The organism is Bacillus sp. AFS017336 (genome assembly GCF_002555445.1).
Classification (GTDB): Bacteria; Bacillota; Bacilli; order Bacillales; family Bacillaceae_G; genus Gottfriedia.
The window spans coordinates 34,941-48,368 of record NZ_NUCO01000033.1 but is presented as its reverse complement, the minus strand read 5'-3'; the positions used below and the strand labels follow the sequence as shown (position 1 = coordinate 48,368).

Sequence of the window (13,428 nt, the reverse complement as noted above, 5' to 3'; positions counted from 1 at the left end):
TTAATCTCTCTCCTCAAATAATCTTCTTGCTACCTTTGAAAACAAGTAAACTACTAATAATAAAACGACAGAAATTGCTGCAGCATAACCCATTTCATAACGAATAAATCCATAATCATCGATATGATTGACCATCAACTGGCCTGCATTTTGAGGTGTTGGATTTGTTCCTGAAAGTGCGACACCGATTGCTCCGGCCTGAAATGTATTAACTACTGCCATTACAGCACCAAATAACATTTGAGGTTTCATAGATGGGATTGTGATGTAGATTATTTCTTGAAAACGGTTTTTGACCCCATCGATATAACCTGCTTCATATATTTCAGGATTAATATTTAAAATCCCCGACAACATCGCTAAAAATCCTACGCCCATACTTGTCCATAGCGTTACAATAATCATGATTGTCATTAAATACTCTGGGGATTGTAACCATTGAATTGGTTCAGTTATTAAATTTAAGTTTAGTAGTATTCCATTTAAATAGCCTGATGCATCCCCACTAAAAATAACTGTCCACAAAACGGTCATCGCAACACCGGCAGTCATTGATGGTGAATAAAGTATTAGCGCCAAAACTGTTCTAGGCTTATGCGGAATTTGTGCTAGCATCCACGCCATTAAAAAAGATAAAATATATCCTCCTGGACCAACAATTAGAGAAAACTTAAGCGTATTCGGTACTACGTTTTGCATAAAAACCGCATCTTGCGTTAATAAACTTACATAGTTTTTTAATCCGATAAATTTTGGAAATTCGATCGAGTTAAAATAAGTAAAAGATAATCCAATGGCGATTAAAACAGGCACGATAATAAATATTAAAAATAGAAGAATATATGGGCCAAGAAAGACCCACGTGTTATAATCAATTTTTTTCTTATTCATTATTCGTACCTACCCATTTTTTGACAGTTTCTAATCTTGGAAGAATATATGGTTTGACAACTTTACCATCTTTCATATAGCCAAACTCCTCCATTTTCCTTCTAATTTCCCGATCAACGATGATGGTGGAATCATCTATAGAAGCCCGTAAATTTGCACCGTTAAACACCACTTTATTCCAAGAATTACTAATCTCGCGCTCAATCATATATGCTCCTGGTGTTTTTGGAACTTCCATTAAGTATTTCCATTGCTCTAGAATGACTTTTTTATGACCTGCTGGTAATGGAGCATTTTTAAACGCTTCCAAATTAGCAGAATTCCACATATATTCTGTTCCATAAATCGTTTGAAGATTCGTTGCGAAATCGGTCTGAGTCTTTGTAGACATCCACCATTTTAAAAGTTTCCAAGATTGCTCTTGTTTTTTGCTTTTTTCAAACATCATTGCTGATTGAGCAGACCCTGTTGCCCATCTAGAAACTGATCCATCTTTTTGCTCAACACCCGGGTATAATGCAATATCCCAAGAGCCTGCAATTTCTGGCGCAGCAGATGTTAATTTTACATATGTCTCAAAATTTGATATTCCAATCGGTATTGAACCATAACGGAATGAATTATAAAAATTAGGTACTTGTAGAGGTAAGCTATACATTGTGTACAAATCGGTCATTAATTTCAGACCTTCAATCGATTCCTCCGAATCAATTGCTGTACTCATTCCATCCTTTGCATATAGATCTCCACCTTGCTGATAAATAAATGGAGCTGTAAACATAAATGCTTTATTAGCCGAAGTACCTGATAATGGAACAAAGAAATTTAGTCCATATCTTTGTAATTCAGGTAGCATTTCTTTCACATCAGTCCACGTATTTGGAATTGGAATATTTAGTTTATTTAATATGTCTTTGCGATAATATAGTACGTAAAAATCCTGTGTTTCTGGTAAAGCATATACTTTGTTGTCAATCATCATAGGCATAAATGCACCTGGAGAAAACTTTTGGATATACTCTTTAAAATCTTTGAATTTACTCAAATCAGTTGCCGCCCCGCGCATCGCTAATTCATATGGAGTACCAACACTAATACCTAATGCAACATCAGGCTGTTGATTTCCAGCATTCGCAAGTATTAATTTTTGCTCGTTTGGCATTACTGAAAACTTAACTTTGATACCGGTTTCTGCTGTAAAAGTACTATCAGCCATATTTTGCATTAATTCCACATATTGTTGATTCCGATTTACCCAAACCTCTACGGTATCTTTATCAACTGAAGAAGTGTCGTATGTTTTTTTAGTAAAAGAATAATAGAATTCCTTAATTTTGCTTGTAAATTTATCGAAAAAACTAGTAGTAGCTTTAGGTAGTTTAGTATCACCATTTACATATACCCGATCAATTAATAATGGTTGTGTTTGAAGCGAACTTTGAATATTACCTAAAATTTGTGTCGCTGAATTCGATCCGTCTGTTAAGTCCGTTAACCGCTTTGGAATTTTATCTGGATCATTTTTCAGCTTATTTAATTTTGAAATAATTAAAGACAAATCAACTTCTTCTAATGATTTTGAATCATTTGTAACTCCGTATATTTTTTGCAACTCTTTTTTATTTTCATTTAACTTTTTAGTCCATGAAGTTAATTGATCTTTTATATCTGGTAAGTATTCAGTAATTTTCCAATCACGATTACTATCAGTTGAATTACCTGTTAATTTTTTAATTGATAAGCTTAAATCATTTATTTCATCCATAATGTCTTTTAAATTATGTATTACTGGTTCAACCGGAGATGCGTCTGCTACTAATGTAACCTCATGCTCTCCTTTATCTAAATAGAAGTAATATCGTTTATTTTTCTCATCAGTTAATGTTTTGTTTTGCCACTTTTCTGAAAAATCAAACTTGTAATGTTCTACTTCTTTAAATGGAACTTTACCGTCTATTAATAAACTTCTAAACACCGGGGAACCGGATTTAGCATTTTGTAATGTTTTGAATGAAAGTGCATATTTCCCGTCTTTTTTCACATTTACTTTCCATGTAACACTTTCTCCTGCAGATTCTCCTCCATATAGCGAATTCAGTAACAATTCATTACTTTTATATGGAATTACATCTGGACTTTTGATTGTAACAGGCCGAATTCTTGAAGTGTTTTTAATGTATGGATGCTCAGCCTCTATTGTTATCAGATCTGATTGTACTTTTTCGTTAAAATATTTTTCTTTATATTTTTCATACGAAAATAACTTTTTCGGTGATTGTACGTAAACTCTCCCGAGTAGCATACTTCCACTTGTATTTGTTAGCGTTATAACATTTTTTCCCTTTTTCAAAAGAAAACGCAATGGTTCTGGTTGTAAATTACTAGGATCTTGAGCCATGATGTGATTCCATTCCTTAATTTGAACTTGCTCAGGAATGAGTTCATTACCATAGTTGTTTTTTTCAAATTTTTTATCTTTATCTTTCCAATTAATTGGGGCTACTATCCTTCTACTCTCATAAAATTCAAATTGTCCATTTATTTTAATAGAAAGTTCTGGATTCGCAATCTCCTTACTTAAACCATAATAATCGAACCCAATTTCATAAAGTGCATCTTGAGGTATATTTAGCTCGATATTGACCGACTTGTGATTCGAAAAATTAATAACGCTTTCATTATAGTCCCGACTATTATTTACTGAAATGTAATCATTCTCATTTACATTTTTAAATAAATTAGGAGAAACAGCACTTTCAAATGAAGTGCTGTTTTTAACTTTTTTCTCCCATTTTTTCAGGACTTGATGAAATTGTTTTTCTACTAAATTCTGTTCACTTGATTTTAGATCAGTAGCAGAATTGGTTTTTTTTGTTCCTTCTGCACGAACAGCTGAAACATATAAAAAATTGATACTACTAACTAATAATACAACTGATAACCATTTACTTAGTTTAGATACCAATGTCATCGATCCTTCCAAGCTATTTATGCAATTATTTTTTCATTGCATTAACTGCATCATCGTATTGTTGTTGTGCTAAATTATTTAATTGCTTCGCATAGTCTTGATAATTAACTGATCCGTAAACACTATCCTTTAACAAATCAACAATTTTTGCATTATCATTGTCTCCAATTTTAATTCCTGTTGCTGCTTCCCAACGTGATGCTGCGTAGCCTGGTACGAATTTAATTGGATCAATCATTGCATGATCTAAATTTTCATATGCTTTTTGAACTCCTGGTACACTAATCATATCCCAGTATTTTGCTAAAACTTCTGAGTCAGTAGTAATTGGTAATGTATTAATCTCTGTACCAGTTTCATTACTTATATCCATTCTTTTTAAAAAACCTTCTTTTCCAAATGACATAAATTTGGCAAAATCATAAGCTTCTTTTGTATGTTTCGTACTCTTTGCTACACCTAAGTAGTCAACAGCAATCGCAGTTCTACCACCGGGAATCCCAACAAAATCCCAATCAAAATCTACATTTTTTGAAAAATCACTATTCATCCATGTGCCATTCCAAAAATAGGCTAGTTGCCCTGCTTTAAAAGCGGCCCCCATATCATCGCCACTTAATTGATCTTTTTGTTCTTTGTTTAAACCTTCATATGCATAACCATTTGTTCCTAAATCTTTTGCTAATTTTACACCTTCAAACATTTCAGGTGAATCTAAGTGATATTTACCATTTCCATATGTAAACCAATTTACGTTTTGATTTTTAGCTCCTGAGTACCAATCAACGAAATCTGTCGTTGAATTGATCCCTACAATTCCTTTACCTAAGTCAGTTGTTTCTTTTACCCCATTAATAAAATTAGGTAAAGAAATGCCATATTCTGGTGCGTCTATGTTTGCATTATTAAAAATATCTTTGTTTACGTAATACCCCATAAAATGTTGTGCAAATGGAATTGCAAACGTTTTGTCACTGCTTTTCGTTGATTCTTTAATTGATTCTGGTAAACTAGTAAACTCTTTATCTTTATTTACTAAATCAGATAAATCAAGCAACCAATCATTTGTTACACCAGATGGAATATCTGATAACATAAACACATCCGGCAGTTTACCAGCACTTGCTGCTGTTGATAACGAGCCCTTCCAATCGTCGGTTGTAATATTCTCATCAATTTTTATATCGATGTTTTTGTGTGTTTTTTCATAAGCTTCGATCATTAAACGTTCTAGATTTTTTTCAGATTCAGTACCAAGATTCCAGTTTGCATAATTTAAAACTATTTTTTTATCTGCTGAGGTTGAAGAAGTTTTATTGTTACAGGCTGCCATCGTTAATGCGACTGACGTTGCGGCGACAATTTTCAGAATTTTTTTCATTTTTCTATTTCCTCCTAAATCTAGTCATATAATCAGGGTTATCGAAACGTTTCTATGAAATTATTATACATAATACAGTAATCGCTTTCAATCGAATTTCATATTTTTTGTAAATAATTTTTAATATTGTCGAATTTTTTTAACAATTTATTAATAACTTTATTTTTATATAAAAGAAACCACTTGAGCTGGGGCTCTCAAATGGTTTCTTTATACTACATACAATTAACGAATTTTAATTCTGCAACTTTTTCTGCCTTGTTTATGTTTACAATGTATTGGATTTCATCAATTTTTTCTACTTTAATACAATTACTTTCTTGTGGAGCCCATTTAGACGAAGTAAATAAAAATTCTTCATCTTGCATAACTTTTACATTTACTTTAATCTCATTTTCTCGTTTTTCAATTTCAAAGATTTCACCAGATCCGTATTCTATAAAAATATCATCTGTAAGTTTGACTTGAATTGGAAGCATTAATCCACTTCTAGGCGGAATCGTAAGCTTCTTACCTTTGAATAACAATTTATCTTCAAATGAAATACTTGTCTCTTTTTCATATTCATCAAAGTTGTGCAAAAATATGAATTTGCCATTTTTTTCTGAAATACGAGCAAAAGCGTCTACAGCTTCTATTTTTTCATCAAATGCAAAACTACTATAGATCCCTATCTTATTTGCAATCTTTTTAATAGCCTCTAATTGATAATCAAACTGTAATTCCATACCTAATCCAATCACAACAACTTTACCGTTACCACAATCTTTTTCAAAGGCAACTACATCTTTTTCATCATCCTCTGTCCAAGCAAACGCTCCTTCAGTTTGGCCATATGTCTGCATCATTGCTGCAATGTTTTCCATTTCTTCAACAATAGCAAAACCATGTTTGATTTCTTTTTGTTCTACTTCTATAAAATCTTTCAAAATCGTACATGGAATACGTTTCATAGTTTCAGTCGGTAAAGTTGGAAAAATAATCAGATCCCCACCATTTTTAACATAGTTTACTAGTTTTTGCTGGATATTAGCATCCATCCACTTTGTAGAAAATACCCACAATGATGGGATTTTTATCAATTCAATTTCACTAGTTTCAAGTAAATTATACCCATCATATGCAATATTGTTTATAGTTAAACCTTTAGCAATTCCATTAAATAAAAACGCTTCTCTCCATTGCTCTATTTCTCTCATCATTCCTTCTGTATACTCATTATGAAATTCTGTCATAAAATAATCTGGATAAAACGCTAAGTGGGTATTATATTCAGGTTTTGTCTTTAAGAGTTCATCATTATATACTTGAAACATTTTCCCTAAATGTTGAATTGGCTTATAATGTGCTCTCTCTTTTCCATATGCTGAAAGTGGTGCTTGCCATTCATGTCTTTTTCCAAACAATCCTATATCTTCATAATTTTCACCACTTACAAACATATAATAATTAACAGCATTCATACCATTCGCAAAGCTTAGTCTTGTAATTAAATCAAATGCAGATGGTTGTAGCCTTGGTTTATCAGTTATACAACCACCTTGGAATTCCGCTGAAAATAATGGCTGATCCTTCGATTGAACTGCTCTAGTAAATGCGTTTGCTATTATAACATCTGAATAATTATCGTATTCTAAGTTACCAATATAGTAATCTCCGGCAATAATTACATTTTCTATTTTTGTCGTCTCAATTAATTGTGATATGCCAATTGGATATTTCATTCCGCGCTTTAAAATACCTCCAACTGTATCAAATCCATGGATATTAACAACAAACGGAACAGAAATTTGATTTTTCTCTGCAAATTCCTTTAATTTTTCAATATATGTACGATAATGTTCGCGCATAAATAAGCTATATTCATTTTGTAAAGCGAATGAAAAACCTTCTTCAACTTTTTTAACCTTTTTCTGGACAAATTCTTCGATACTCAACACTTCATCAGTTAATATTTTTTGAAACTCATTTAAAGTGTATTTTTGTTCTAAATACTCTTGAAAGTATTTAAGAGTTACATCATTATAGTCACCTTGATTTGTAACCCAGTGGAACATTCCTACTTCATTATCAAGCTGGAACATGATAACCGGACCACCATTCGTCACTTGAAGTGGGGCTATAATTTCACATACATGTTTATACCATTTTTGTGTTTTTTCTAAATAAATAGGGTGCATATAGCTGACTAAACGTACTGGATGACTTTCTCCTTTTTCATTTTTAGCTAATGCTTCATCATAATTGTCAATCAGCCATGACGGTACACCATGATCAACTATTTCCGCCATTACATATGGACCTGGTCGAACTAAACAGTACATATTTTCATCTTTAATCATTTGAAGAAAAGCTCTTATATCTTTTTCAGGCCTTGATTTTCCAGTTAAATCAATTTCACCTTCTGTTTTTTCATGAAACTGCCAAGGAATATATGTACTTACCATATTTGCTCCGGCTGCTTTTATTTGTTTAATTCGATTTTTCCATTCGCTTTTTGGTAGTCGAAAATAATGCAACTCCCCACCGAATAAAATGACTTCTTTTCCATTTATTATGACTTTTTCATTTTTAATTTCTATCATTTTATAAGTCAGCTCCATTTTAATAGGTTAAATTTTGCCATATTAATAGAAGAAACAGGAATTTCTAGAGAAGTCCTGTTTCTTTTGCTTATTGAAAATAAATTTTTAATTGATCATCTACCTTACCGTGTTTTTTAGATTTAATTAGAATTGATTCCCCTTGTTTTTCTAATTCATATTCATCACTTGGTAAAATTTCTTTTTTTGTACTAAGTTTAATGACATCTTCCGCTTGTGTTAATCGGAATAAAATTGATTGATCTTCAATGCTTTGAATTTCTGCAGTCGAATACTCAATAAGTAGACCATTTATCTTTACATTAATTGGAAGCATCACACCGTCTTTACTATTAAGAGTAAATAGTCGACCGTCGAATAACTGTGTATCATGATCGTTTATATGGAATTGTTTATCAAAATCATCCAAGTTTAGAATATGAATAAATCGTTCACTTTCTTCATTAACAGTTGACGTCATAAAAATCCCGTGATGTACAAAGTCATGCGTAAGTTTAGGCGACGATCCAAGTTTTTCAAGTGCAGTTTTAAACAAGTCAATATCACATCGATAGGACATTGTAAAAGCTATTACTCTACCTTTACCAACATTTACGTCAAAGCCACAGACTGCATCTGTTCCGTATACATGAAACACTGGTTGTCCTTTAGTCAGTTTAAAAGTTTGTGCTCTATTTGAACGAACTTCTGGTCGAGGCTTTGCCCAATTATTCGGATAGATTGATAGATAATGATATCGTTCTTCATAAACATCACCATTAGGCTCTATTTCTAAAGCATCAATTAATATCGTACATTCATTACCTTCAATATCGAATAAAGGTAGTTGACCATAAATAAGTAATGAACCACCAGCTTTTACATAATCGGCTAATTTCTGTTGAATATGCTTGTGTAAATATTTAGCAGATGGTAGTACAATCACATTAATTTTTTCTGGATTTATTGACCTATTTTGAATGTCAATTGAACCGAATCGGTAACCAGCTAATAACATTGCTCTACCCATTATTTCCCATGCACCATATGAACGATTCATTTCAATATTTGAATAGATTTCTTTCATCTTTTCACTATTTGGATAACGAGACTCTGTCATGTAATAATCTGGAATGAAAGCAAAAGCTACATTATCATGTTCTTCATTCATCGTTGCTACTTTTTCTTCAACTGCCATTACAGTCTTGATTCCTCTAGTCATACGAGGATACGTATAATTTAGTTCGCCTTCAGGACTAATTGGTGCAGCAAATCCATGTCTTTCACCTGTAAATGCAACTCGATCGTTTCCATCATTCACTTTTTGATCTAATCGATAGTTCCTACCACCTGTCATTAAGTAATAGTTGATTAGTCTATTTCCTTGAGCAATGCACATTCTATGTTTAAAGTCCGCAGCTGAAACATCTAATCGTCCTCCAAATGTCTCACCATAGTTTGCGTCACCACAAGCAAATTCAACTGATGTAAGTGGTTGATCTTCGTTATGGACCGCATCCATAAACCCATTAATTAAATACAAATCTTGGAAACTATCCATATTTAAATTGCCGAAATAAATATCTGAACCAGAAATATAACCAGGTGCTTGAGTATAAGTTTCATATAATTGACTAATACCAATTGGATAAGTAAATCCACGTCCGCCACCAGTACCATGTATATTAACAACAAATGGAATATCCTTTACTCCGAATTCTTCACAATAACTACGTAACTCATGGACATATCTTGCAAAACGATTTCTCATATAATAGCCTAAATCAAAATGCAGTTCACTAGCGTATTCTTCTTTTGGAGAACGTATAAACTGAGTTCGATTATGATAATCTTCAAAATCAAACGGATAACGATTAGTTAATGTTTTATCGTCGTATTTTTCTTTTAACCACTTAACAAAATCTTCTATTAAACCATCAGTTAAATCTGGTGTATTTGAAACCCAAGACAACATACCAATTTCATTATCAAGTTGAACCCCGATAATATTCCCGCCATTTGTTTGTAGACGTGGCTTAACTTCTTTCATAATTACTTCATACCATTTCTTAGTTGCAAGAAGGAAATTAGGAGCTAAATAATCCAATGTTTTCGTTTCTGCGGGTTTATTGTCCCATCCAACTGGTATCACTTCAGGATATTTCTCGTATACCCAAAAAGGAATCCCTTCATTTTTCATTTCCGCCATTATGAATGGACCCGGACGAACAAAAAAATACAAATCGTTTTCCTGACACAAATCAATGAATGCACCGATGTTCAATTCAGGGCGAGTTCTCCCATCAACATCGAATTCTCCCTCTATGGGCTCGTGACAAATCCAAGGTACATATGATGCTACTGCATTACAACCAGTTTGCTTTAATTTATCAATTCGATCTTGCCAATCTTCTTTATCCAATCGATAATAATGTATTTCTCCACAAGATATGATGACTGGCTTTCCATCAATTAGAATTTGTTTATTTTGTACATCTACCATCTAATCACTCCTTAAAAATTCTAAAAAGGCGAATGAACCACCTTTCTAGAAACGTTTCGATTTTTAGTAAAATTTTTTTGATAAAAACAGTTTACTAGATTTTAACTATTATTTAATTGCTTTCGTAATCACATCTACTGCATCTTTATGGCTTTTATTAGCCAGTTCATTTAATTGCTTCGCATAATCTTGATATTGCACTAAACCTTGTGATGCGAAATTGAATAAGTCCCACACATTTGGATCGTCTTTATCAGCGATTTTCACACCAATTTTAGCTTCCCAACGGGCTGATATATATCCAGGTAATGTTTTCATTGGATCTACTAATGCATTATTTAAGTGATTGTAAGTATCTTGAATACCAGGAATGCTATAAATTTCCCAGTACTTATCTAATATTTCTTTGTCAGAAGAAATAGGTAATGTTGTTAAATCTTGTCCATTTTTTACACTTAAATTCATACGTTCTTTGAAGCCCTCTTTACCAAATGACATAAACTTTGCAAAATCATACGCTTCTTTAGGATGTTTCGTATTTTTAGAAATCCCTAAAAAGTCATTAACAATCGCTGCTCTTCCGCCTGGAATTCCGATATAATCCCAATCAAAGTTTAATTTTTTCATAAAATTAGGAATATTGTATGTACTACTATAGTAGAGTGCAATTTGTCCAGATTCAAATGCTAGTCCCGCATCTTCTCCACTTAGTCCTTCTTGCTGTTCCTTATTTAATTGAGAGTATGCATATCCATTTGATGCTAACTCTTTCATTTTATTCATTCCATCAATCATTTCTTTTGAATCTAAATGAAATGAACCATCTGCATAAGTATACCATCCTAGTTTTGGATTTGCAGCACCAGGGTACCACTCAACTAAACCTTGAGTACTATCAATTCCGACTGTTTTATTTTCAAGATTCGTTGCCTTTTTTGCGATATTTAAAAAATTGTCAATTGAATAGCCACTTTTTGGTATGTCTAAATTTAAACTATCAAGAATATTCTTATTCACAAAGTAGCCCATAAAAAATTGAGCAAATGGAATTCCAAATACTTTCCCCTCTACTGTGGAAGCATTTCGTACTGTATCAGTAATCTTAGAAAATTCTTCGTCTTCATTAGCATATTTAGAAATATCTAATAGCCAGTTATTTGCTAAACCAGTTGGAATATTATTTTGCATGAATACATCTGGTAATTTCCCAGCACTTGCCAATGTACCTAATGCCTGGTTCCAATCACCATCTAGTACATCAACTTGAATATCAACATTCTTATGCTTTTTCTCGTATGCACTGATCATCATTCGTTCAAGATTTTTTTCATTTTCTGGACCGTTATTCCAGTTCGCGTATTTAATAATAATCTTTTCTTTGCTTTTTGCTGTACCAGATGATTTTTCTTTCCCGCACGCTGCTAAAGTAAACACTAGAGTTGTAGCCATTGCAACTTTCATAAACTTGCTCATAAATCTACCTCCTCATATTATTAATTACCTTTTCGAAACGTTTCACTTAGCAAAAAAATATAAGTGCATCTTAATCGAAACGTTTTTATAAGTAAAATTGTACACACTTATGTATGCGTTTTCAATACTTTTTCAAAAAGAATTTAATATCTTTTTTGTCGAGATTTATTTAAAGTTTTAAAATTTTCTTAGATTATGATACTGCTAAACTAAATATTGATTTTTAAATAAAAAAGAAGCTGTCTAATTAATTAGACAACCTTCAGGTATTTTTTATTAATTTAAATATAAATAAATAGCATTTTCATTTATATTTAAATTTCCCTTTATCTCTCCTATACCCTCGACTGCAATAGAATCCGTTTTTACAATGGGACTATCTTTTACTATTAGATGTAATCTAACAATATTTTGAATTCTATCTTTCCAATTGGTAATAACAGGTTGCTGAATAAGGTAGTCTTCATTATTCATTCTTACTTTTAAAAAGTTTTTGTGTAAAAGTTTATCTTGATATGGAATGACATTCATCGGATCAAAGGATTTTGAAGTTATTTCACCTTCAATAAATAGATGAATTCCTTTTTGTTGCTCAAATTCTTCAACTGTATTTTTTCTATTTTGAGATACATAATTTATTACAGCATCTGTTTCAGGAGTTATTTCAAGATTACTTACTTCTTTCGTTCCATCGGAAAGCTTTTTTATTAACTCATAAAGTGTTTCTTCTTTTTCTAAAAAGCTTTCTTTCCAACTAGGTGAAAACTCATCAAGTAATAAACACATAAACAAACCAGAACTATAACAACTCTTTCGAATATCTGAGGTGGATTCGTAATTGTCCATAAGTTGTTGTCCATATTTTTCTATAATCGAATTATATGAATTTGAGCTTTTTTCCGAATAAGCATTTAGTTCAACAAACCATGCCGGCCCTTCAATCGTTTCAATTAAATGTTCGTACACTAAATGTTCCTTTATTATAGAAGCTCTTTTTTCTCTAAGTGCTATGAAACTATTAAGATATTGTTTCTTTTTAAGAACATTGTTTTCTAACACTGCACTAAAAAGGCTAGCTCTTTCCTGTTTTCTTAATTCCACATTTTCTTTTAATAAGGGATATGTAATTCCCATCGTTTCATTCGCAAACCTTTTTTCACCCTTAATATATTGAAAACCGTGAAATAATTCGTGTACAAGAATCGAAAATAAACTTCCATAATCCTCGTAAAATTCGAGATCTACGATTGCTGTTGGATAATCATCATAAAGAATAAGTGTACAACCATTAAATTGATCGTCCCGCTGTAAAATTTGATATTGATTTTGCTCTGTTTTCGTCATTCTAGGATGATTGAAAAGATATACATAACTTTTATCATATAATGCGTATGCAACTGATTCAAAACCTGGCCAATAATTATTAAAATTTGTATTTAATAAATCTTTAGCAATTTCATTAAAATTTTTACTCATCCGCTTCATCCTTTATATAAAAAATCCTTTGTAATTAGATTCTCTTTGAAATAAAAAATTCCTTTTTTAGATGGACTTATGCTATTTATCTATCAACTTCAAGGCAGTTTGGTTGTATTAGATTTACTTGCATCCAGCTTCCCACTTAAAG

General features: G+C 32.0%; 7 protein-coding genes. All 7 read right to left on the bottom strand.

All coding sequences use genetic code 11. The features are described from left to right. Nucleotides 1-891 (bottom strand): carbohydrate ABC transporter permease, encoded by an 891-nt coding sequence (locus CN601_RS18905; RefSeq protein ID WP_098118455.1) that lies wholly within the window; start codon nucleotides 889-891, stop codon nucleotides 1-3. Continuing rightward, entirely contained in the window at nucleotides 884-3,862 is a 2,979-nt protein-coding gene (locus tag CN601_RS18900; RefSeq protein WP_098171947.1) for an extracellular solute-binding protein, read from the bottom strand. Before CN601_RS18900 ends, CN601_RS18905 begins: the two co-directional genes overlap by 8 nt. A gap of 25 nt (nucleotides 3,863-3,887) precedes the next feature. Then, nucleotides 3,888-5,243 (bottom strand): ABC transporter substrate-binding protein, encoded by a 1,356-nt coding sequence (locus CN601_RS18895; RefSeq protein ID WP_098171946.1) that lies wholly within the window; start codon nucleotides 5,241-5,243, stop codon nucleotides 3,888-3,890. 215 nt (nucleotides 5,244-5,458) lie between these two features. Next, entirely contained in the window at nucleotides 5,459-7,828 is a 2,370-nt protein-coding gene (locus CN601_RS18890) for a beta-galactosidase (protein WP_098171945.1), read from the bottom strand. 88 nt (nucleotides 7,829-7,916) lie between these two features. Then, the gene (locus CN601_RS18885) at nucleotides 7,917-10,328 is read right to left on the bottom strand and encodes a beta-galactosidase (protein ID WP_098171944.1); all 2,412 of its coding nucleotides are present in this window, start codon (nucleotides 10,326-10,328) and stop codon (nucleotides 7,917-7,919) included. 108 nt (nucleotides 10,329-10,436) lie between these two features. Continuing rightward, entirely contained in the window at nucleotides 10,437-11,801 is a 1,365-nt protein-coding gene (locus tag CN601_RS18880; protein ID WP_098171943.1) for an ABC transporter substrate-binding protein, read from the bottom strand. Nucleotides 11,802-12,077: 276 nt separating this feature from the next. Then, a complete protein-coding gene (locus CN601_RS18875; protein WP_098171942.1) occupies nucleotides 12,078-13,277 on the bottom strand; it encodes a hypothetical protein in 1,200 nt (399 codons plus the stop codon). Between the last annotated feature and the right edge of the window lie 151 nt (nucleotides 13,278-13,428).